The following is a 22,887-nucleotide window of genomic DNA, read 5'->3' as shown; positions in this document are numbered from 1 at the left end:
CCTAGTAATTTTCTCTAAATACTTTCTTTTTAAATGCCCAGATTTCTCTCAATAGCCTAACATATATATAATTTGTATTTATCTTATAGCATGTTGTCCATATACGCTTAAAATCTTTCCTGTATTTGTCACTTAACTCTACAAGCCCATCCATGTATTTAAGATTTATTTTTCCTTTGCTAAAGTGATGTACATTCACCGGAACAACATAGACCGCACCTCCATTTTTACGGTTATACAGACACAACTCAACGGCATATAAATGCCAACTGTTGCATAATTTTTCGTCAAAATCGTGTCTAATATACGTTTCTTTTCTCATTCCAAACAGAAATTCATCCACGCAGGATACTTGAATTGGAGCTGAAACAGTAGTCAACAATCGAGGATCATATTTCTCCCCTGATGTATAGATACCTATATTTTCTTTCCTACCTTCAACCGCTCCCGCAACACCTAAAATTGTTCCTACTGGATAATCGGCTATATATTTAGCAAATAAGGAAAGTTCGTTTTGTGTCTTAAAAATAATATCTTGATGCGCAAAAACAAGAATATCACCCTTAGCTTTCAGAGCTCCAAAATTAAGTGCTTCTGCAGCCGATTTAAATTGATTGTTGACGTTATTTACAGGAACAAAGTCGTATGTGCACGCTTGGTCTGATAAAGTTTTCTTCAGCTGTTCATTCATTCTTTGTTTATCATTATATACACATATAACAGATATACTGTACTCCCTATTTTTATCCTCCATCATTTAAATCCATGTCACCTTTCTTCCGTTTTCATAGTCTTCTATTATTTTAGAAATTGCTAGGCTTGTTTCATATTCAATATTATAATTTCGTGTATTCTTTTCTATTGCCCTACTAAAAGTCACAAGTTCATAGCGGATTCCCTCTCCCTCAAGTTGATAGAAATATCTTTTATTCTCATTTGAATTTTCATACCTAACTTCAAAATAATCGGTCTTCCACCATGGCGCAGGTACATAAATGTAGCCTTTGGTTCCTGAAACGATAAGATTTCCTTCTGATTTTACTCCATCACCAACTTTAATTGAAGCAACTGCGTGTTCAAAAACAAAATCTATTTTGGTAAATAGATCAGAGAGTTGATTGTTTCGATATGAAACAATCCTTTTCGAAGTATAGTTCGTTCTTAATATACCAAATATCGGCAATAACGCTGTTGGGGCCCATTCATAAAATCCAGGCCAGTCTGAGTATTTATTGTTAGCAAAAGATTTCAAACTTGTACAAGTTGCATCAACTGAAACAACTCTTCCAATTTTCCCACTTTCAATTAATAAAAGTAATCTTTGATATGCTGTTGAATAAGCGGTCTTTATTCCTTCCATTAGGACCACCCCTCGTTCATTGGCCATACCAAACAAATGCTTGGTTTGATTGAAGTCTACCGCGATTGGTGACTCGCATAAAACATGTTTTCCGCACTCAATAGCATGTAAAATTTGACCATAGTGTAAACTCGGAAGAGAACGAATATAAACAGCGTCCACTTTTTTAAGAAAATCATCATAATTATCCGTTACTGTATCAACTGAAAGAACTCTATTATCTAAACCATTTTCTTCATCTGTACAAACGGCAACCACATCTACGCCATTTACATAATCACATTCACTATATACCTTGTTTAAAAAACTAGAACTACCAACCAGCCCAAGTCTAATAGAGTGTTGTATACTTCTTAATTCAGTACTCGAAATTCCTTCTGTTCGTTCCAGATACACTACTTTGCAGTATTCATTCAAATAATCGAATTTCCCTACCCAATCCGACCCAACTGTAAAAATATCCACATCATACCTGCGAATATCATCTATCTTTTGCCCCTCATATTCCTCCACAATGATCTTATCCGCAAGCCCTGTAGCACGAACTGCCTCAATGCGCTCCATCAATGACTGCTGCACATTGATTTTTCCGCGAGTTTTATCAAAGTCATCTGCCGTGACACCTACAATTAAATAATCACCCAGTGCTTTTGCGCGTTCCAATAGCTTAATATGACCATAGTGAAGCAAGTCATAGGTACCATATGTAATCACTTTTACCATATCTTGCTTCCCTCCATATAATCAAAGAAGTCCACGCTTCTGTAAATCCTTAAAAGCATTCACAAGTGTAGTATTGTCCTCTTTTGTCAACGCACCAATATGACCAACCCGGAAAATGGTATCTTTCATTTCTCCGCCATTAGGACAAATCCAAATGCCATACTCATCTTTGAGCGTCATAAAAACATCGTAGGCCGAAACATTCAGCGGATGCAACGGTGTAACTGCGTTGGACATTGACTCAGAAACGACTTCAAGAGGCAATCCCTTAATCTTAGCTCTAAAATCTTGAGCAAGTTCCGCAATTTTCTTTGTTTCACTCTCAACACCACCTGCAGCTTCAATTTCTTTTAAACGCGCATTAATTTGACGCAAAGTTCCCACTGCTGGCGTAAAAGGTGTCTGTCCCCGCTCGCCATTTTTAAGAGCAGATTTTAGATTCAGATACATGCACTTCACATCACGCTCCTCTACACGCTTGACAGCTTCATCAGATAAGACAATAACCGATACACCCGGAGGACAAGCCAATGCTTTCTGGGAACCCGTAAGCATTACCTGTACACCAAGTTTGTTCATATCAAAGTCATCTGCAAGGAAGGAGCTAATGGCATCTACGACCAGAAAGATTCCGTTCTTCTTACAAAACTCACTGATCATCTCAATGTCATAGTGAACACCAGTTGAGGTTTCGTGTACATTAACGAGGAACCCAGTAAAGCCTTTCCCATCGTACATATCCAACTGTTCTTTTTTAAGTGCTTTACCTTTCTTCAGCTTGATTTCCTCATACGGAATCTCATGAATCTGGCACAACTCCACAAAACGCTGACCAAAGCTGCCGCCGTTTACGACTAGGACCTTATCCGTCTTATCAAAGACATTCATAACAGTTGCTTCCATAGCTGCCGTACCAGAACCAGTAATAAACACTACTCTAGCGTTATCGCCGGCTTTTGCAAATTTTTTCATCAACTTTTCATTTTCAAGCATGACAGCAGAAAACTCAGGCGTTCTAAAATATGGAACCTGTTCTGCGCCAATAGTGCGCACTGTATTATCTGACATTACCGGACCAACTGTAAAATTAAGCATTTTATCTATCCTCCACCTAACCAATATCGTTCTAGTTCTATAAAATCATCAAAACAAATAATAGAACTGTTATCTTTAACAAATTCTCTCCATTCAAGTTACCACTTCATAAAACTGGTAGCCGCTTTATAATCCTTGCAGGAACACCTGCCACCATTGTGTTTTCCTCAACATCTGTTGTAACAATAGCTCCTGCTGCCACAACACACCCTTTTCCTATTGTAACTCCTGGCAGAATGAGAACCTCTGCACCTATCCAGCACTTTTCCTTTATATGTATAGTTTTATATACGTCTTTACCTGCTCGTCTTCCCCCCCCCGTTGCACATTTCATGTGTTTCGCATATAAACTTAACGCCCATAGCTATGTCACAATCGTCTTCTATTATAATACGACCGCCTTGTCCTATTCCTGTATGAAACTCGCAAAATTTATTAATATAAACATTATTTCCTATTTCAACACGATTAGTCTGAAAGTATGTAGTTTTGGAAATTGTCGAATTATTTCCTACTCGAATACCTAGCAAATTCAATCCCACATTTGTGTACTTCTGTGGAAGCAATTTTATTATAACCGCTATAATCTTTTTCCATCCTTTATCAAGAAATCGCATTTTATCTTTCCTCAAAATCCATACGCAGAATATTTGCAATTATATTTCCGATTTCCTCTTCATTTCTCGTTGATAATTCACCAATGATTTGCTCGCGTTTTTGCTTTATAGTGTCCCCATTATTTAGATAATCAACTATCATTTTACAGATATCATGCGATTTATTTAAATGATAGAAGCCTTCATCCATTTTCTTACCTACAATATCAAAATTATCGCTTTTTCCACAATATATAATTGGTTTATCAAGGAGTAAAAACTCAATAAGCATCGATGAAAAATCGGAAATAATCAAATCCGCATTGCGACCCGATATCAAATAGTTTTCGCAATCATCAAATGATACATTTTTCATTAAATCAATACGATGCCTCAAATTTGCCACATCTATTTTGCTCATAACACCAAGCTTTAAAAAATTCTCAAACATCAACGGATGCGGGCGAATGACCAGAAATAAATTTTTATTACGTGGCATTTCAAAGAAATTCAAAAAAGGGTTAATAAACTCAAAAAAAGAAGTGCCATCATTAGCGAGACTTTCAACCGACCAACGTGGTGTCCACAAAATAGTAAATTTTTCTTTACCCTGAGCATTCTCACTCGTTTTCAATCTATTCACAACATCAAATCGAGGGTATCCAATATTATAAATTTTACGTAAGGTCTCGTTTCTAGCCAATTTTTTACAGTACTCATAAGAAGAGTCACCATCGCAGAATGTCATATAACAATATGGGAAGAAGTTCATGTTATATTCTATTTCTAAGTGATAGCCTTTGACAAATTCATATCCATAAGGAATATAGCAAATTCGAGTGTATCTTGATACAACAGCTGGCCTCAATTGCTCTGGATATTCCTTAGCATAAGGTCGAGTATAAAAAACATAATCCGGATGCAGCTGTTGCAAATCTATCCATTTTTTATTAATCTTATCGTACCCGTCAATTACATTTCTATTTTTTTTTCTTGCAAACTCAAATGCTGGATTATCTTTAATATTAGGATACTTGGGCAAAGTATAAATCCATACTTCTGTGTTCTGCATGCGATTAATTGCCTCATATACAGTTTTTGAGGAATTCCAGATTTCACTATATTCCAGAACAAACACTACACGCATTTTATCTTTGCTTTTTTTTATTTTATTTATGTTTTCCGCGTAGTTCTTTGTTCCTTTTTGATAGCTTATCATATAGTGAACTTGTCGAATTGGCTTTGCCATTTCTGAATAATACAGGCCTTTTATAATATTTTTTAAAGTGCTCATTCTTCCCCCTTCTTAGATACGGCCAAACAAAAATGCAGCCTATATCCAATTTCATCAGTAAGAAATAGTCTAAACCGCCCCCGATAAAAAACTTTCTTCACCTTTTTGTCCATTGTATTAGGTTGAGCGAATAATTCAATTATTCTCTTATTTTCTTGTGACATATTTTCCAGGTCATGAACATTTAAGTAATTGATTGTATCCTGAATAGAAGCCATTCCATCCTTCTGCAAATATATTTTATTTGCCATATTTAATAGCCTATGAAACTTCCCGGCCGGATTCATTCCAACCGTCGTTGCTGATGCATGTCGTCTGTATTTTGCACACGGTTCTGAAGAATAAATCACGATACCCTTTGCAGCACAATAAATTTTCATGAAGGTATCTTTAAAATCGTTTCCACCATTTTGTACAACAGTTCGCATAACATCTCTAAGACAATTGTTAAATAGAAAAGTCATTCCCATAGCTTCTCCGCCTAATAACATTTCCTGAAGTGAATATTTCGCAACGGTAGGCTTTTTGTGGTCTATAAACCTTGCATTCCTTATATAATTCAAATTTCCATCATAATAATCAACTGCGGAGTAGAAAAGTGATGGCTTGCTTTCTTCACCAAACTTTTCGATTGCTTTAACTGCTTTTTCTATTTTATCTTCATTCCAGACATCGTCCTGATCACAAAACGCATAGTAATCGGCTTTTGGAATTTCAAGAAGCGTGTTAATAAAACACATTGGATACCTTAAGCTTTTTTTACTAAATAATTCGAATTCAATCGTTCCTCGTTTATGCTCAACATATTCTTTTATGATATCAAGTGTTTTATCACTAGAGCCATCATCATGAATATAGACCTTAATATTTTTATATGTTTGTTTTCTTAAACTTTCCAACTGTTCAGATAAGTATCTTTCTCCATTATATGTAGCTAAAATTATTGCAACTTTTTTCATTTATTCTCATCCTTATCTATATAATCGCACACTACATCTTTTTTATAATGTGCTAATATATGTGTCTATGCTTTCTATAATATTACAGGTATTTGATTGATATCGTTTATACTTTGCATGCTTCACTATCTCCAATGCATTTGCAAGTTCACATGTATTATAACAAGTACAAATCAAATTAAGATCATCAAATTGCTTAATTAGCTGAAGTTGATGGTCATCAACATGTTCTCCATATTTTGCACGGCGGGGAACAGCTATGACCTTCTTTTCCTTCTTTACAGCTCCAATAATAGCGCCAGTACCTCCATGAGTTATGACAATATCGGCTTCTCCCATTTCTTTGCTGAACTCATCTCTGTTTAAAAACTTTTTATAGCTATATTTTTCGGGCAAATAATCGCTATATCCAATCTGCGCAAATACATTTTCAGCGTCAACTATTCCCTTTTCGCACAACTCATCTACAGCCTTCAACAATCTATTAAATTGAAATTTTTGTGATCCAAGTGTTATAAAAATCTTATTATCCATTTAATAGATTCCTCCTAAATATATGGCTTTAGGATAGAACTTTAGCATCGGCTTCCACTGAACATAAAACTGATCTGCAAATTTATAGAGCAGTTTTCCGGTTTCTGTCGGAGAAGTAACTTTTGCAAAAGATTCAATGTAAATCAGCTTTTTCCCCATAAGTTTAGAAATCAAACAAATCGGTATCATCGCTAGAACTCCTGTGCAGATTACTACATCAGGTTTCTCTTTTCTGTAAATGCCGATAGACTTCCAAGCATTTTGAATCATCCGCCAGATAAAATCTTTTTCTCTGCGGTTGACCTGCTGCATATAATATGTTTTTTCATCTTTTGCTTCTGCGTTATAATCAGTCTTTTCAGTAATGACAAAGCTATCATATTTTTCCATCAGCGGTTTTAACATCATGAGCTGCTCATAGTGTCCGCCTGATGAAGCCGCAAAGCATATCTTGATTTTTTTCTTTTCATCCATCTCTTAACCAACCCACACTATTAGTCACGCTGGAAAATATCGCGTGTATAAACCTTATCCTTCACATCATCCAGACACTTGTCATAGCGATTTGCGATGATGGCATGGCTCATTTCCTTGAACTTTGCCAGGTCATTCACAACAACAGATCCAAAGAAAGTCTCACCGTCTTTCAGAGTTGGCTCATAGATGATCACAGTTGCGCCCTTTGCCTTAATACGCTTCATAACACCCTGGATAGAACTCTGACGGAAGTTATCGCTGTTGCTCTTCATGGTCAAACGGTACACACCAATCGTTACCTTTTTCTCTTTATCTTCATCAAACTCGTTCTCTGCATCGTAGCCGTAGTAGCCTGCTAGCTTCAGGACACGGTCGGCGATGAAGTCTTTTCTTGTTCTGTTGCTCTCAACGATTGCTTCGATCAGATTCTCCGGCACATCAGCATAGTTAGCCAGCAGCTGCTTGGTATCCTTCGGCAGGCAGTATCCGCCGTAGCCAAAGGACGGATTGTTGTAGTGGCTGCCGATACGAGGATCAAGGCAAACACCATCGATGATCTGCTGGGTGTTCAATCCCTTGCTTTCTGCATAGGTGTCCAGCTCGTTGAAATAAGCCACGCGCAGGGCAAGATATGTATTGGCGAACAGCTTAACAGCCTCTGCTTCGGTGAAGCCCATGAACAGGGTGTCGATGTTCTCCTTAATAGCTCCCTCCTGCAGCAGATCAGCGAACTCATGAGCTGCTTCGACCAGCCGCTCATCGTTCAAGTCAGTGCCAACGATGATACGAGAAGGATACAGATTGTCATACAGAGCCTTAGACTCACGCAGGAACTCCGGGCTGAAAATGATGTTCTTGCTGTTGAACTTCTCACGCACGCTTGCGGTGTAGCCAACCGGAATGGTGGACTTGATGACCATAATTGCATCCGGATTGTACTCCATGACCAGCTTGATCACAGCCTCAACCGCAGATGTGTCGAAATGCTGCGTGTGACTGTCGTAGTTCGTAGGGGCCGCTATAACAACAAAGTCCGCATCAGAGTATGCAGCCTTTGCATCCAGTGTTGCGGTCAGGTTCAGTTCTTTTTCTGCGAGATACTTCTCGATATAGTCATCCTGAATCGGGGACTTACGGTTGTTAATCATGTCCACCTTCTCCGGGATGATATCCACAGCAGTCACCTGATGGTGCTGGGAGAGCAATGTAGCAATTGACAAACCAACATAGCCTGTACCGGCAACCGCAATTTTATAGTCCTTTTTCATAATCCTATATCCTCCTGAAATTCATCTTACTTATATGGAAGGCTCATATTGAGCCGAGCAATCTATATCAAACAATCTGTTCATCACACTGTAGTTATCATTTTTCTCACAGTAGTCATCTATTTTTCCGACCACCACTGAATCTTTTATGTAGACCTGTCACAGGCTACACTCTCATTTTTCCTCAACTGAAACTTTATGGTAGACACCTTCATACCAGCTCACCGACAAAGTGTTAGGTCTTATTGTCATAACTCGCAGTCGCACTTCTCCATTTTTCAAAGTGCTGACCTTTATTGTCATAACCCGTACACCGACTCACTTTGTTAAAACTGTACAAGCTCATACCTCGCTCTTGTTGCAACATGAACAATCATCTCCCCCTCACTACCTCTAATTCTCCAGAAAAATGCAGTTATCATATCCATCTCTCGTCTGCAATAAACTTTTCCAGAAAAATAGATTTTGGGCTTTTCAATACTTTCAACCTCCACCTCTAATTCTTCGGAAAAATGAAGGTATCATGCCACTATCTTGCTCTGCAATAAAACAGGCTCGTAGTAGGGGTATTTTGTATGAGTTTTATACGCCACCGTAGACCATCATGCCGCCACTGAAAGTTTGAGGTAGACATTTATTCTGTGCTGCAACGTATTTTTTAGTGCATTTTGTATATTTTATTGAGTGTTTTTCAAAAGCATGTTGTTTAACTTAACAAAAATTTTTATTAAATGATTTTTTCACTTCATTCTCATGCAATATTTCCAGTTAATTAGAGGTATACATATCTCTACACGAAACCTCGTTTATCTGTATCAGGATGTAGTGAAAAGCTCACTTATTGCCCAAAACCATGTTTTTAGAACTCCACCCTTGACCATTCTATTTTTCCGGAGAATTAGACCTAGACATTGCCAGTTATATACATTCCGTTTGTAATGATACTTAACATATTTTTGTGACTTATGGCCTATTAAAACAGCATTTAGCCTTCGCCCACTAATATCATGTACATTCTAGCTTATTTGCTCCAGTTTGTAAACATTATGAAGCAACTTTCTTCACAGAATGTCGAACTTTTTCCTATTTGTTTCTTTTATCATTACCATTGCTTTACATAATCTCTATTCGCACAAAAAAGGATTAGCAACCTTTCGAAAATGACACGTTCCTAATCCCTTTTATTTTCCTATCCTATTCCATTTCTTTCCTTCTCAAAATATCAAACCTATCCAATTCCACGCCAAGATCAATCCACAATTTCTGCTTCGGATGCGGCGCACTCTCCATCTGGTTCCCTTCATCATCCCAGATCCCCTTCACCGTAACGCAGACATTCTCCCCATCCGGTTTCATCACTTCAATCTCTTCCCCAACCGAAAACTTATTCCTCTGCTCAATCGCATATCTACTTTTTTCATTCTTCTCCCCAACAATCCCCAGATACGTATACTCCTTCACATACGTATTACTATCATAAATCTGGCTCTCATGATCCGGCTTCCCATAGAAAAATCCCGTAGTAAACTGCCTGTACGTACAGTTCGAGATCTGATCACGATACCACTCCATATTCTCCTCATACTTCTTGGGGCTCTCCAGATAATCATCAATCGCCTTCCGATACGTCCTTGCCACCGTCGCCACATACAGCGCCGTCTTCATTCTTCCTTCAATCTTATAACTGTCAATCCCTGCATCCAGCAAATCCGGGATATGCTCAATCATACAAAGATCTTTCGAGTTAAAGATATACGTCCCTCTCTCATTCTCATACACCGGCAGATACTCCCCCGGTCTGGACTCTTCCACGACCGCATACTTCCACCGGCACGGATGTGTACAAGCCCCCTGGTTCGCATCTCTTCCTGTGAAATAATTGGACAGCAGACATCTTCCCGAGTACGAAATACACATCGCCCCATGAATAAATGTCTCAATCTCCATCTCCTCCGGAATATGCTCCCGAATCTCTTTAATCTCCGCCAGCGACAGCTCCCGCGCTGTCACGACGCGCTTCGCCCCCTGTTCATACCAGAACTGATACGTTCCATAGTTCGTATTATTCGCCTGTGTACTGATATGCCGTTCAATCTCCGGGCACACTTCCATGGCGATGCGATAGACTCCCGGATCGGAAATAATCAGTGCATCCGGCCCGATCTCTTTCAATTCGGCAAAGTAAGCCCGCACACCCTCAAGATCCTGGTTATGTGCCAGAATATTCGCGGTGACATACACTTTCACTCCATGCGCATGCGCAAACTCCACGCCTTCTTTCATATCTTCCATCGAAAAGTTCTTCGCCTTCGCGCGGAGTCCGAAGACTTCTCCGCCGATATATACGGCATCTGCGCCGAAGATCACTGCTACTTTTAATACTTCCAGACTGCTGGCTGGAACCAGTAATTCCGGTTTTCTCATGTTGTTTCCTCTCTCTTCTCATGGCTTTTCATCGTGATCGCGATTCCATCTCCCAGCGGCACGACCGATGTCAGCAGCCCTTCATTGTGTGTCAGTTCAAATAAGTATTCCCGCATCCGTTTGTGGATCGTGCGGTTCCGGCGTTCCACGGCGAAGCGGGATTCGATGACGTCGCCGTCCTGCAGCACGTTGTCGGTGATCAGTACGCCGTTCTTATCAAGGACACGCAGGACTTCCGGCAGGAAGTGGATGTACTGTCCCTTAGCGGCGTCCATAAAGATAAAATCGTACGGGCCGTCCAGGGTTTTTAAGACTTCTGCAGCGTCTCCCGGGATCAGCGTGATGCGGTCGCGAAGCCGGATTTTTCGAAGTTCTCCCGTGCGATCGGGATGCGTTTTTCGTAATTTTCTATTGTGGTAATCTCTGCGTCCGGTTCGCCGTACTGTGCCATGAAAACAGCAGAGAATCCTACGGCAGTTCCTACCTCCAGGATTCTCTTTGGCTGTTTCATCTTTAAGAATACTTTTAAAAAGCTCTGCATTTCACGGCGAATGATCGGCACCCGGTCCTGTTTGGCCGTCCGCTCCAGATTTTCCAGAAACGGGGTGTGGCCGGTGTCCAAGGAATTGATGTAGGTTACCATTCGTTCGTCTATTATCATGTAAGATTCCTCTTGTTTTGCAAACGTGCGTTATTCCGCGGACGGCTGTCCTTCGGTGTTGACGCCCGCCAGAATTTCCAGCATTTCATCGACGGTCTGTGCGGTATTCAGCACGTAGGAGCCGTCCTTGATGCCGCCGTAATAGCCGGACAGGCGGTACTGGACTTCGAAAACCAGAATGCTTTCGTCGATCAGTCCGTTGTCTTTCAGGAGTTCACCGAGTTCTTTTGCCTCCATGCCGGAACGCACCTGTACGGTGACTTCCTTTCCTTTTCCTCTGGATGCGACTGGCTCCTCGGCAAACACGTCATGTCCAAACTGATATGAAGTTTTCGCTGCCAGAATGATCACAAGAATCACGCAGACGTAAATGAGCAGGCGCACGGTTCCTTTCGCACCTGTCAGCGCTGCGCGGTATCCGGCATCCCTTTTCTTTTCGGACATGGGCGCTCTCCTTTTGATTTTCGGTTTTAGATTTCCGGTACGCCGATGCGGATTTCTTCTGAAATACGGTCCTGCACCTTCTGTACCATCTTACAGACCTCAAGCTCCGCCTCAAGATAAGCGTTTGCCTTCTCGCTTTTGCGGAGTGCGTAGGAATCCCGCTCCAGGGAATCTACCGCATCGTAAAGGTCTACGTTTTCGGACTGCTGCAGTCGGTAGTTGCGGATTCGATAGTCGTCGACCCGGCTTTTTAAGTCCGGGTCTTTTTCAAGTTCCTCTTCCATCCACAAGTAATTCTGATATGCCCTGCTCTCCCTCATTTCTTCGATGAGCGCATCCAGACATTCTGTTACTTTGTCCATGGTATTTATGCCTCCATGATGATTGGAAGGATCATCGGTCTTCTCTTTGTTTTCTTCCATACATAATCGCCGAGGGCATCTTTGATCGTGGATTTGATCTTGCCCCAGTCGGAGATATTTTTGGAAAGGCAGCCATCCAGTGCCTCTTCTACAACTTCTCTTGCCTCGCCCATCAAATCCTCGGATTCGCGTACATAGACGAAACCGCGGGATACGATGTCCGGGCCGGCCAGAAGCTGGTTTGTTCTCTTTTCGAGAGTCAGTACAACGACCATGATTCCGTCCTCGGACAGATGCTGGCGGTCACGCAGGACGATATTTCCCACATCACCAACGCCGAGTCCGTCGACCATGATGGCTCCGGTGTGGACTTTGCCAGTTACTGCTGCGCCGTCCTCATCGAGTTCCATGACATCACCGGAATACATGAGGAAGATGTTCTCTTTCGGGATGCCGAGGCTCTGTGCTACTTCTGCGTGTGCTTTTAAGTGGCGGTATTCGCCGTGTACCGGGATCGCGTATTTCGGTTTTACCAGGGAGTAGATCAGCTTGATTTCCTCCTGGCAGGCATGTCCGGATACGTGAACGTCCTGGAATACGACGTTGGCACCCTGTGCAGACAGTTCGTTGATGACGTTCGAAACGGCTTTTTCATTTCCCGGGATTGGGTGGGAACTGAAGATCACGGTGTCGCCCGGCAGGATCGAGATCTTTTTGTGCAGGTGTGCCGCCATACGGGACAGTGCTGCCATGGACTCGCCCTGGCTTCCGGTAGTGATCAGGACAAGCTGCTCGCCGGTGTAGTTTTTCATCTGCTCCACATCGATCAGGGTATTTTCCGGGATATTGATGTAGCCCAGCTCCTGCGCGATGGAGATGATGTTGACCATACTGCGGCCTCGATGACAACTTTACGGCCGTATTTATAAGCAGAATTGATGATCTGCTGCACACGGTCGACGTTCGATGCGAAGGTTGCGATGATGATTCGGGAATTCTGATGCTCGGCAAACAGGCCGTCGATCGTCTTTCCTACGGTCCGCTCGGACATGGTAAAGCCAGGCCGCTCTGCATTGGTACTGTCGCACATCAGTGCCAGAACGCCTTTCTTTCCGATCTCTGCGAATCTCTGCAGGTCGATGACATCACCAAAGACTGGTGTGTAGTCGACTTTGAAGTCTCCGGTGTGGACGATGATGCCAGCCGGGGAGTAGATTGCCAGTGCTGCTGCATCTGCAATACTGTGGTTTGTTTTGATAAACTCAATGCGGAATGCGCCCAGGTTGATGGACTGTCCGTGTTTGATGATTTTCCGTTTTGTGGTGCGGAGCAGGTTGTGCTCCTTTAATTTGTTTTCGATCAGGCCAATCGTCAGTTTGGTGGCGTAGACCGGCACGTTCACTTCTTTTAAGATGTAAGGCAGGGCTCCGATATGGTCCTCGTGGCCGTGGGTGATGACGAAGCCTTTGACTTTGTCGATGTTTTCTTTCAGATATGTTACATCCGGGATGACCAGGTCGATACCGAGCATGTCGTCTTCCGGGAACGCAAGTCCGCAGTCTACGACGATGATACTGTCCTCATACTCGAAAACGGTGATGTTCATACCGATCTGTTCCAGACCGCCAAGCGGTATAATTTTTAATTTACTTCCATTATTCTTTTTCAAATAGCACCTCCGCGCATGTTTTCCAAACGATTCCGTTACCGGTACGGCTTCACGCACGCATCCCCTGAGCGTCACTTCAGGCTGATGGAGCATGTCCCGCACCTGCAGGATTTGCCCTTTAAAGCGCTGTCCCGGTCCCGCTTCGTCTGCGTCCCGGTATGGCTTCAAAACGGCTGGTTCAATAGGTGATGTCTGCCTCGTCATCCAACATGGAAGCAAATACGCCGGAAACGGCATCGAATTCGGTGTCGTCTTCTACCATAACATACTCTGCCTCTGCGTCGGTGTCGGTGGAGATATCCTTCAGAATATAGGCATTTGCCTCGTCGTCCTTCGAATCGGATACCAGAATGTAGTTGACTCCGTTGATTCTGGTCTGCTCCTCCACGTAAAATTCTTCTTTGCCGCCATCATCTGTTACAAATGTTATTTTTTCCATACAATATTCCTTTGTTCAGTTTTCCTGTGATTCCTTCTGATGGGAAAGATAGTCCAGATATCCCTGCAGGATAAAAACAGCTGCAATCATATCTACGTACTCCTTGCGGTTTTCCCTGCGGATTCCGGTTTCCATCATGGTGCGGTCTGCTTCGACCGTTGTCAGCCGCTCGTCCCACATAACAACGGGCAGACCTGTCCGTCTCTCCAGCATTTCTTTGAACTCGAGAGATTTTTCGGCCCGCTCTCCGATGTCGTTGTTCATATGTTTCGGGAAGCCGAGTACGATTTTTTCCACGCCGTACTCTTTTGCTATCTCTTCAATCCGGGCCAGCGTCTGGCGCAGCTTATTCTCCGATTTTCTGCGGACAATTTCGATTCCCTGCGCAGTAAGACCCAGAGGGTCGCTGACTGCCACCCCTACTGTTTTTGAGCCGTAATCTAATCCCATTATTCTCATAGTAATTACGCTCACTTCCAGGATTCATTTTTGATGTACTCTTTTAACAGTTCCTCTACCAGTTCATCACGCTCTACTTTCATGATCAGGCTTCTGGCCCCCTTGAAGCTTGTAATGTACGTCGGATCGCCTGACATGATATAGCCTACGATCTGGTTGACTGGATTATACCCTTTTTCTACCATGGCGTTGTAAACGGTTTCGAGTACCTCTTTTACCTGAATCTCCGGCTCTGTTTTTACTTTAAAATATTGTGTGTTACTTAATCCTGACATTCTTTTCACGTCCTCGTATTTATTGATATCATTTATATTCTAATACATGTTATGGGAAATTTCAATCGTGAAATTGCCCAACTATTTGAATGTTACAGTTCACTGCATCTCAGCGAACTGTAACATTCAAAGCCCGCATGGAAAATTTTGCTTTGTGAAGTGGCGGCAGCTATTTCTGATGTTATTTTATCCCTGAAAACGCCGCATTATTCATATAAATTGGAAGTAAAAATCATTTCCAGGATTCTCTGGGCACAGGCGGTCAGGTCTTTTTCCTCGAGATACTGGTCATTTTCGGCACTCAGCGCATCCAGGATTTCGCGGCGGTCGGTTTCGGTTCCCGGCATCACAAGATCGTTTCCGGCAGCAATGCATTTTGCGGCAGAGGAGCCTCCGTCGGCGTTTGTTGTGGTCCAGTCTGTCATGATGATGCCGGCAAAGCCCCATTCCTTTCTTGCAGCGGTTGTGCACAGATCGTAGCTGTTGGCGGTGTGGACACCGTTTACCTTGTTGTAGGAGGTCATGATCGCCTTTGGCTGGGATTCTTTGATTGCAATTTCGAAGCCCTTCAGATAGATCTCACGCAGAGCGCGCTCGGAGACGATGCTCGATACGCCGCGGCGGTTTTCTTCCTGATTGTTGCAGGCGTAATGTTTGATGGTCGTTCCGACCCCGTGCTGTCTCTGCACACCGCGTGTGAGAGCTGCTGCGATGATTCTGACCAGAATTTCGATTGAATTTTCTCCCGCCCTGTTCTATACTAATGTAAACAAATGTAGCTGTTTTTTATTCCAGATAACTACAAAATCGGAGGTATCACGCTTTATGCATATGACACAAATTCAATCTGTCTTAAACGAGAAAAAAATCACGTTTTCCTATACGGAAGAGGACAACTGCGGAAGCATCGACTTTGAGCACCGCGGTCTGCGGTATCATATCTGGGAATTTGCAGACGATGTGGAGCCGGTCGGCGTGGAGACCAATCTGCGGTATGCAGGGCGCGATGAGGAAATCGAAGGCGATTACGATACGATTCTCGCAGAACATTTAAAGAAAGAATTTTAAGCGATTTCATTTCATTTTTGGGAAAAGATGTGTATTTTATGACGCCAGTTCTTCAACCACAGCTCGAAAAAGTCACGCTGGAACAGTATGAAATGCTTCCAGAAGAGAAACGCTTCGAAGTTTTTGACGGTGTCGTCTACGACATGGCAAGCCCTTCGCAGGTTCATCAGGCACTGTCCATGCAGCTTTCCACACTCATCAATACTTACATTCTTCGCAAAAAATCATATATTTTCTAACGCTGCCAGAAACAGCTCATAGAAGTCATCTTCCCCTTCAAGCGCCGGGGAATTTTCTCCGCCGCCATTGGTGCTGCGTTTGATTTCTGCGTAAAATTCTTCACCTGCCATGGCAAGATCCATTTCATAGATGGAAACGCCATAGGCATGGCAGATTTCGCAGAATGCGTGGATTGGATTCGGATTTTCCCTTGTCTGAAGCAGTTTTTCACGCAGAATGGGGTCTGCCTTTGCTTTTTTCTGCCAAGCTTTTGCCTGCACTGCAGGGAAGTTCTTTCATCGCCATGATTGCTGTTCTCAGACATCTGCGAGCCGTAACTTTTCTCAATCAGTTCGTTTTTTGTCAATAAATGATTTCTTGACGCTTTCAGATCTCTGTGATACAGTAATGGCAGAAACGAGGTGATTGCATGAAAAACACATTTGAGCAGCAGATTTATGAGATCTTTGGAACAACAGATCCAAAGGAGCTGCGCAGGCTTTCCAAGGACGCGGAACAATACCAGCAGTTAGCCCAAAAAGAAGCCCTGCGCCATGCAGCTGGAAGAAAACCTGCTTTTTCGCTGCCACAAATCATTCAGATGGCTGCCATGCAGCAGCAGGGAAAAAGTATTGCCGAGATCGCGCGCACCTTTCAGGTCAGCAGGCAGACGGTATACAATCAAATTGCCCGTGCTCACTGTTTCAGCACGGATCCCGATGTCAAAACGCGGATGTGTTTTCTTTACCGCGATCAGCTTTGCACAACGATTGATATCGACTTCCGTCATGAGAAAATTGCAATCCAGAATTACACAAAAAAAATTCCGCTTCGTGCCTTTGGCGTTGTGGAGCATCCGACCTGGGATGATTTTACCTGGTTTCTGGAAAGCCGCTGTTTTCCCAAAACACGCGATCATGCCAAAGATATTTTAAAAGAAATGGGACTTCCCTTTTATGATCCGCTGCTTATCATTGAAAAAACAGATGGGCGAATGGCCGGTGACGAGCAATGGATCCTGATTCTGAAGAATAAGGAGGCACGCCATGGAACAGATCCGTCTTGATAATCAGCTGCCTGTCAAAAAAACAGATCACACCTCAAAAGGGGACCAGCTCAAGTGGAAAATCGGTAATATCTGGTACAAATCCGACTATATGGGATATGAGGGACTCTCGGAGACACTGGTGTCTCATTTACTGCAAAAAAGCACTCTTTCCCACCCGTTTGTCCTGTATCAGCCTGTTCGGATTGCATACCGCGGCACTCTCCGCAGTGGCTGTTCCAGTCCTGATTTTCTAAAAGCAAATCAGATGCTGATCCCATTGGAAAAACTGTACCGTCAGAATACCGGAGACAGTCTGGCAATCTCACTTGCTGCTTTTTCAGAACCTGCGGAACGCATTCGTTTTCTGGCAGACCAGTTAGAAAACATGACGGGAATTCAGAACTTCGGCGCATATTTGACCGCTATGCTGGAAATTGATGCCTTCTTTCTGAATGAAGACCGGCACACCAACAACATCGCTGTTCTATATGATACAGAAACAGAGCAATATTCTCTAAGTCCTCTGTTCGATCAGGGTTTATGCCTGTTTGCAGACACCAGCAATGACTACCCTCTGGATCTGCCGATGGATGTTTGTATGGAACGCATCGAAGCCAAACCTTTCAGCTCTGATTTTGATACACAGCTGGATGCTGCGGAGGAATTATACGGTATCCAGCTTCACTTTTCCTTTACTACAAAAGATGTCTGCACGGAACTGGCTTCTCTGGCCGATTACTATCCTCTGGAAATCCGCCAGCGTGTTGAGCAAATCATACGCCGACAGATGCGCAAATATGGATATCTGATGCGCAGTTAGAGACAAAGTAAAAACAGTACAGAAAATTCCACACGCTGTGTGTTTTTTCTGTACTGTTTTCTTTTTTGACCTTTTTACACGATCTTATGCTATTTTCTTGAATACCGGAATCGAATCGATTGGTGCGGCGGCAAGAACGGTCTGTCCTCCTTCGTACACTTTTCCGTCTCTGGTATCTTCCCAGCGTCCTGCCGGAAGATATACTTCACGCTCGAACTCGTTCAGATGGAAAATCGGCGCTACCAGGTATTCGCTTCCGAACATATACTGATCCTGCAGCTCCCAGCATTTTTTGTCATCCGGGAACTCATAGAACATGGTACGGATCAGCGGAGAACCGTTTTCGGATGCCTCGTCATACAGCTGTTTGATGTAATCGTGCATGCTGATGCGGATGTCGTAATATTTCTTCATGATCCGGTAATTTTCTTCTCCATAGCTCCACAGTTCATTGGACTGGCCGGTATACAGGTAGCCGCCGCCAAAATCACGGTCATCGAGCGTTGGAATGTTGTGCGGTCCGCGGTCGCCGTGCATACGGAAAACAGCAGAGTAAACGGCAAACTCATACCAGCGGATCAGAAGCTGCTGGAAATCCGGGTCGTTGACATCATCTGTCATAAAGCCGCCGATATCGGTTGTCCACCATGGAATGCCGGCAAGACCCATATTAAGGCCGGCCTGGAGCTGATCATAGAAGGCTTCAAAGGTACTCGGCACATCGCCGGACCATACAACATTTCCGTATTTCTGGCTTCCGGCCCAGGCGCAGCGAAGCAGGTTTACAATATTTTCTTCTCCTTCTGCTTTCATGCCGTCATAGAAGACACGGCTGTACAGCTGCGGATAGATATTGCTGCAGGAAAGAGCAGGTCCGTCGATATAGCGGTAATGATCGAAATCGTAAACGCCGAAATCCGGTTCTGAGTTGTCCAGCCAGAAGGCATCGATTCCAAAATCATAATAGTTTTTCTTGCAGACTTCCCAGACGTATTTTCTGGTTTCCGGGTTGAACACATCGATTTCCACGCAGTCCCCCTGGAAATCATACGTCTGCAGGGCGCCGCGCTCTGTTTTAATCAGCAGGCCGCGGTCCAGCATCGGCCAGAAATTCTCGCTCTTCCGGTCTACGCTTGGCCATACGGAAACGATAACTTTGATTCCCATGGAATGCAGTTCGTCCACCATGGCTTTTGGATCCGGCCAGTATTTTTCATCGAATTTCCAGTCGCCCTGTACGGTCCAGTGGAAGAAATCGATGACAATCTGATCGATTTTGATGCCTTCCTTCTGGTAGCGGCGTGCCACTTCAAGCACTTCCTCCTGCGTACGGTAGCGCAGCTTGCACTGCCACAGGCCCATACGGTCCTCCGGGAATTTCGGCGCGCGGCCGGTCACTGCGGTGTAATTTTCCAGGATCTCTTTCGGTGTATCGGCTGCGGTCAGCCAGTAGTCCATATCTTTGGTCGAGCGTGCAGTCCATTCGGTGTAGTTCTTTCCGAAGGTTACCTGTCCGACAGCCGGATTGTTCCACAGCATACCATATCCTAAGCTGGATACGGCGAATGGTACGCTGATCTGGGAGTTCCGCTGCGCCAGCTCCAGGGTGCATCCCTTCAGATCCATGTATTTCTGCTGATACTGGCCCATTCCGAAAATCTTCTCTTCGTCGTTGCTCTCAAATTTCAGGTTCAGGCTGTATTCGCTTCCGCCGATCACACCTTTCCACTCACGGTTGACCGTTTTTAAGCAGCGGCTCTCTTTGCTGATCGTTCCGTCGTAGCAACGGTGATATTCTCTTAAAATTTCCTGTTCTTCTTTGTAGAAGGTGATAACTCCTGCAAAGTTGACCACAGCACGGAGTTTTCCATTGGTGATCGATGCGCTGGTTCTTTTTCCCATCGATCCGTCGATTTCCAGATGATCGACCTCAAACTGCTCTGCTTTTGCCTCTGTTTTTTCCGGCACTTCGGTCAGTGCCCAGTCCTTTCCGGAAAATCCCGGAAGCATCGTTGCGCGGACACGTAAGGAATCTTTTCCCCACGGCTCAATCCGCAGTGTTTCTCCGTTTGCCTGTGCAATTAGTACACCATTTTCTGTCTGAAAACGCATTGTTTTTTCCTCCTTTTTGAAAGGAGAGGTCACAGAAAAATTTTCTTTTCCGTGCCTCTCCCTCCCCTATATTCTTACATTCCGATGTTTATGCAACAACAACTTCGCTTGCATCTGCTGCCAGAACAGCTTCTTTCTTTTCATTTCCGACGAAGACTTCTACTTTCAGTTCGGTATGTGCGCCTTCTACGGACACTTTCACTGCATCGCCGTCTTTAACTGCTTTCACGGTGAATACGGTGTTTCCGTGGATATCCGAAACCTTTGTCTCGGCTGCGTCTTTTAACTGATATACGCAAACAGTTGCGTGGTCATCGTAGTCGTAATCCGGTCTGGTGTCGCAGTTTCCTCTTACTACGATGCTGTTCTCTCTTACATACAGCGGCATGGAGAAGTAGTCGTAGGTTCCCTGATACCATCTGCCGCCCTCTTTTGTCTCGCCGGTCAGAAGCTCAGTCCAGGTGCCTTCCGGCAGGTAGTACTGTGCAACTTTATCCTCGCGGAATACCGGTGCAACCATAAGGGCATCACCTAACATGTACTGCTGATCCAGATACGGAACGGCCGGGTCGTTCATGAACTCGAATACCATCGGGCGCATTACCGGGGTTCCTTCCTCGTGTGCCTCTACAGATTTCTGGAAAATGTACGGCATCAGCGAGCATTTCAGGTTGGTGAAGAATTTTACTACGTCGCAGGACTCTTCGTCGAACAGCCACGGCACACGGTAGCTTGTGGATCCGTGCAGACGGCTGTGGGTGGACATCAGTCCAAATGCGCACCATCTCTTGTACAGATCCGGTGTTGCGGTGCTCTCGAATCCGGAGATATCATGGCTCCAGAAGGAGAAGCCGCTCATCGCGAAGGAAAGACCGCCGCGCAGGGTTTCTGCCATGGACGGATAGTTTGCAGAGCAGTCGCCGCCCCAGTGTACCGGGAATTTCTGGCTTCCTGCTGTTGCACTTCTTGCAAACAGAACTGCCTCGTTCTCGCCTTTTACTTCTTTTAACAGATTGAATACTGCCTGGTTGTACAGGTATGTATAGTAGTTGTGCATTGCCTGCGGATCGCTTCCGTCGTGGTAAACAACGTCAACCGGGATTCTCTCGCCGAAGTCGGTCTTGAAGCAGTCTACGCCACAGTCCAGAACAGTTCTCAGTTTATCGGTATACCATTTGACCGCATCCGGGTTGGTAAAGTCCACAAGGCCCATACCTGCCTGCCAGTTGTCGGTCTGCCATACGCCTTTTCCGTCTGCTCTCTGCAGCAGATAGCCGTTTGCAGCGCCTTCTTTGAAGAATGTGGTTCCCTGTGCAATATACGGGTTGATCCATGCACAGATGTGAAGACCTTTGTCGTGATATTTCTTTAAGGTTGCGCGGATATCCGGGAAGCATTTCTTGTCCCACTCAAAATCGCACCAGTGGAATTCGTGCATCCAGAAGCAGTCGAAGTGGAAAACGCTCAGCGGAATATTTCTCTTTTCCATTCCCTCGATGAAGGATGTGGTAGTCTCTTCGTCGTAGTTTGTGGTAAAGGATGTGGACAGCCACAGACCAAAGGACCATGCCGGAGGAAGTGCCGGACGTCCGGTCAGTGCGGTGTACTCGTTCATGATCTTCTTCGGTGACGGGCCGTGGAACAGATAATATTTGATTCTCTCGCCCGGTACGGAGAAGCCGACATACTCAACTTTTTCGCTTGCTACTTCGAAGGAAACGTTGTCGGTGCTGTCAACGAGAATACCGTAGCCGTTGTTTGTCATATAGAATGGTACGCATTTGTATCCGATCTCGGATGCAGTACCGCCGTCTTCATTCCAGGTATCGACAACCTGTCCGTTTTTCACGAATGGGGTGAATCTCTCGCCAAGGCCGTATACGCACTCACCTACGCCAAGGGACAGCTCACTTACCATGTATGGCTGATATTTTTCGGTCATGTAGTTCGGTGCCGGCAGCATGGTGCTCTGCTTGCGATCCCATCTGATATAGGAAAGGTTGCGGAATCCGCTTCCGGTCAGGACTTTTCCGTCTGCCTCGAAGGTGTAAGCGAAGATTCCTTTTCTCTGTACGCGTACCAGTACGCTTCCGGTGTCGAGAACTGCCTCATCGTCGTTGATGGTAACGGTTACGTCCTCGTATACGCTCTCTGTTTTGTCGAAGGACGGAACTTTGTTGTCGTAGGCTTCATAGTGCCATGCTTCCATGGAGATGGTATCCGGTGTGTGTGCCACGAACTCAACGGTGATGGTCGGCAGGTTCAGGGTCATACCTCTGTGCTCGATCGGGCGGGTGGTAGCCAGGATACGCATACCGCCTGGGATCTGCTCTACTTCATAAGCCTGCATTGCATGGGATGCATTTGCTTTTTCACTCGGAAGCCAGTAACCTTCTGTGAATTTCATCTTTTCATTACCTCCTGATTTGATGCGCCCGAAACAGAGGATGAAAAGCGCTCTCTTTTCATCATTTTTTACAGAATTCCTGTTTCAGGCTGACGTTTTTTGGTAATTTTATCCTACCACACTTTTCCTGTCGAAAACAGGGAGGATTCTGTGAAAAAATACGGCGATATTATC

At 44.2% G+C, this 22,887-nt stretch carries 23 protein-coding genes and 2 pseudogenes; 4 read left to right on the top strand and 21 right to left on the bottom strand.

Translation table 11 applies throughout. The annotated features are described in order from the left end of the window. Nucleotide 1: 1 nt before the first annotated feature. From DW965_RS01270 to DW965_RS01180, 18 genes and pseudogenes are all read right to left on the bottom strand, one after another. Complete coding sequence (locus DW965_RS01270) at nt 2-757, bottom strand: glycosyltransferase (protein ID WP_118601573.1); 756 nt, start codon at nt 755-757, stop codon at nt 2-4. After that, entirely contained in the window at nt 758-2,083 is a 1,326-nt protein-coding gene (locus tag DW965_RS01265) for an adenylyltransferase/cytidyltransferase family protein (protein ID WP_118601574.1), read from the bottom strand. A gap of 21 nt (nt 2,084-2,104) precedes the next feature. Further along, on the bottom strand, nt 2,105-3,178 hold the full coding sequence (locus DW965_RS01260) for a pyridoxal-phosphate-dependent aminotransferase family protein (protein ID WP_118601575.1): 1,074 nt from the start codon (nt 3,176-3,178) through the stop codon (nt 2,105-2,107). Between the two features lie 106 nt (nt 3,179-3,284). Continuing rightward, on the bottom strand, nt 3,285-3,512 hold the full coding sequence (locus tag DW965_RS01255; RefSeq protein ID WP_118601576.1) for a DapH/DapD/GlmU-related protein: 228 nt from the start codon (nt 3,510-3,512) through the stop codon (nt 3,285-3,287). A gap of 284 nt (nt 3,513-3,796) precedes the next feature. Continuing rightward, on the bottom strand, nt 3,797-5,068 hold the full coding sequence (locus DW965_RS01245; RefSeq protein ID WP_118601578.1) for a CDP-glycerol glycerophosphotransferase family protein: 1,272 nt from the start codon (nt 5,066-5,068) through the stop codon (nt 3,797-3,799). Further along, a complete protein-coding gene (locus DW965_RS01240; RefSeq protein ID WP_119197918.1) occupies nt 5,065-6,027 on the bottom strand; it encodes a glycosyltransferase in 963 nt (320 codons plus the stop codon). The genes DW965_RS01245 and DW965_RS01240 overlap by 4 nt, the downstream gene beginning before the upstream one ends. 42 nt (nt 6,028-6,069) lie before the next feature. Next, the gene (gene pssE / locus DW965_RS01235; protein WP_118601580.1) at nt 6,070-6,561 is read right to left on the bottom strand and encodes a PssE/Cps14G family polysaccharide biosynthesis glycosyltransferase; all 492 of its coding nucleotides are present in this window, start codon (nt 6,559-6,561) and stop codon (nt 6,070-6,072) included. Continuing rightward, nucleotides 6,562-7,035: a PssD/Cps14F family polysaccharide biosynthesis glycosyltransferase gene (gene pssD, locus DW965_RS01230; RefSeq protein WP_118601581.1), complete on the bottom strand. Its 474-nt coding sequence runs from the start codon at nt 7,033-7,035 to the stop codon at nt 6,562-6,564. 20 nt (nt 7,036-7,055) lie between these two features. Further along, a complete protein-coding gene (locus DW965_RS01225) occupies nt 7,056-8,306 on the bottom strand; it encodes a nucleotide sugar dehydrogenase (protein WP_118601582.1) in 1,251 nt (416 codons plus the stop codon). Between the two features lie 1,194 nt (nt 8,307-9,500). Next, nucleotides 9,501-10,730 (bottom strand): peptidase U32 family protein, encoded by a 1,230-nt coding sequence (locus DW965_RS01220; protein ID WP_055228330.1) that lies wholly within the window; start codon nt 10,728-10,730, stop codon nt 9,501-9,503. Further along, nucleotides 10,727-11,391: pseudogene (locus DW965_RS21915) on the bottom strand (O-methyltransferase). The gene DW965_RS01220 and the pseudogene DW965_RS21915 overlap by 4 nt, the downstream one beginning before the upstream one ends. A gap of 30 nt (nt 11,392-11,421) precedes the next feature. After that, a complete protein-coding gene (locus DW965_RS01210; RefSeq protein WP_118601583.1) occupies nt 11,422-11,835 on the bottom strand; it encodes a solute-binding protein in 414 nt (137 codons plus the stop codon). A gap of 26 nt (nt 11,836-11,861) precedes the next feature. Next, the gene (locus DW965_RS01205) at nt 11,862-12,197 is read right to left on the bottom strand and encodes a YlbF family regulator (RefSeq protein WP_158579754.1); all 336 of its coding nucleotides are present in this window, start codon (nt 12,195-12,197) and stop codon (nt 11,862-11,864) included. Nucleotides 12,198-12,202: 5 nt separating this feature from the next. Then, nucleotides 12,203-13,866: pseudogene (locus tag DW965_RS21910) on the bottom strand (ribonuclease J). 178 nt (nt 13,867-14,044) lie between these two features. After that, a complete protein-coding gene (locus DW965_RS01195) occupies nt 14,045-14,305 on the bottom strand; it encodes a DUF1292 domain-containing protein (protein WP_022461718.1) in 261 nt (86 codons plus the stop codon). 15 nt (nt 14,306-14,320) lie between these two features. Beyond that, nucleotides 14,321-14,764 carry a Holliday junction resolvase RuvX gene (gene ruvX, locus DW965_RS01190; protein ID WP_055228327.1) on the bottom strand — a complete coding sequence of 148 codons (444 nt, stop codon included), beginning with the start codon at nt 14,762-14,764 and terminating at the stop codon, nt 14,321-14,323. An 11-nt stretch (nt 14,765-14,775) separates the two neighbouring features. Further along, nucleotides 14,776-15,039 (bottom strand): IreB family regulatory phosphoprotein, encoded by a 264-nt coding sequence (locus DW965_RS01185; protein WP_022461716.1) that lies wholly within the window; start codon nt 15,037-15,039, stop codon nt 14,776-14,778. A 206-nt stretch (nt 15,040-15,245) separates the two neighbouring features. Beyond that, nucleotides 15,246-15,728 (bottom strand): glycoside hydrolase family 3 N-terminal domain-containing protein, encoded by a 483-nt coding sequence (locus tag DW965_RS01180; protein WP_442857818.1) that lies wholly within the window; start codon nt 15,726-15,728, stop codon nt 15,246-15,248. Nucleotides 15,729-15,864: 136 nt separating this feature from the next. On the opposite strand from DW965_RS01180, the gene DW965_RS01175 reads away from it, so the two are divergent. Continuing rightward, nucleotides 15,865-16,107 carry a hypothetical protein gene (locus DW965_RS01175; RefSeq protein WP_055265060.1) on the top strand — a complete coding sequence of 81 codons (243 nt, stop codon included), beginning with the start codon at nt 15,865-15,867 and terminating at the stop codon, nt 16,105-16,107. Nucleotides 16,108-16,145: 38 nt separating this feature from the next. After that, nucleotides 16,146-16,346: a Uma2 family endonuclease gene (locus DW965_RS01170; RefSeq protein ID WP_117804669.1), complete on the top strand. Its 201-nt coding sequence runs from the start codon at nt 16,146-16,148 to the stop codon at nt 16,344-16,346. Here DW965_RS01170 and DW965_RS01165 read toward each other — a convergent pair. Beyond that, nucleotides 16,332-16,607, bottom strand: coding sequence for a hypothetical protein (locus DW965_RS01165; protein WP_055265064.1), 276 nt, complete (start codon nt 16,605-16,607; stop codon nt 16,332-16,334). The two genes, DW965_RS01170 and DW965_RS01165, sit on opposite strands and share 15 nt — an antisense overlap. A gap of 149 nt (nt 16,608-16,756) precedes the next feature. On the opposite strand from DW965_RS01165, the gene DW965_RS01160 reads away from it, so the two are divergent. Both DW965_RS01160 and DW965_RS01155 read left to right on the top strand, forming a co-directional pair. Further along, on the top strand, nt 16,757-17,392 hold the full coding sequence (locus DW965_RS01160) for a helix-turn-helix domain-containing protein (RefSeq protein ID WP_117813047.1): 636 nt from the start codon (nt 16,757-16,759) through the stop codon (nt 17,390-17,392). Continuing rightward, nucleotides 17,373-18,194 (top strand): hypothetical protein, encoded by an 822-nt coding sequence (locus DW965_RS01155; protein ID WP_055265068.1) that lies wholly within the window; start codon nt 17,373-17,375, stop codon nt 18,192-18,194. Before DW965_RS01160 ends, DW965_RS01155 begins: the two co-directional genes overlap by 20 nt. Before the next feature lie 84 nt (nt 18,195-18,278). On the opposite strand, the gene DW965_RS01150 is transcribed toward DW965_RS01155, so the two are convergent. Next, nucleotides 18,279-20,306, bottom strand: coding sequence for a glycoside hydrolase family 31 protein (locus DW965_RS01150; protein WP_119197916.1), 2,028 nt, complete (start codon nt 20,304-20,306; stop codon nt 18,279-18,281). A gap of 88 nt (nt 20,307-20,394) precedes the next feature. Continuing rightward, nucleotides 20,395-22,713: an alpha-xylosidase gene (gene yicI / locus DW965_RS01145; RefSeq protein ID WP_117804598.1), complete on the bottom strand. Its 2,319-nt coding sequence runs from the start codon at nt 22,711-22,713 to the stop codon at nt 20,395-20,397. Nucleotides 22,714-22,887 lie beyond the last annotated feature (174 nt).

The organism is Blautia sp. AM47-4, from assembly GCF_003479865.1.
Classification (GTDB): domain Bacteria; phylum Bacillota; class Clostridia; order Lachnospirales; family Lachnospiraceae; genus Fusicatenibacter; species Fusicatenibacter saccharivorans.
The sequence above is the reverse complement of the archived record's forward strand: the minus strand, read 5'-3'. Positions and strand labels throughout refer to the sequence as shown.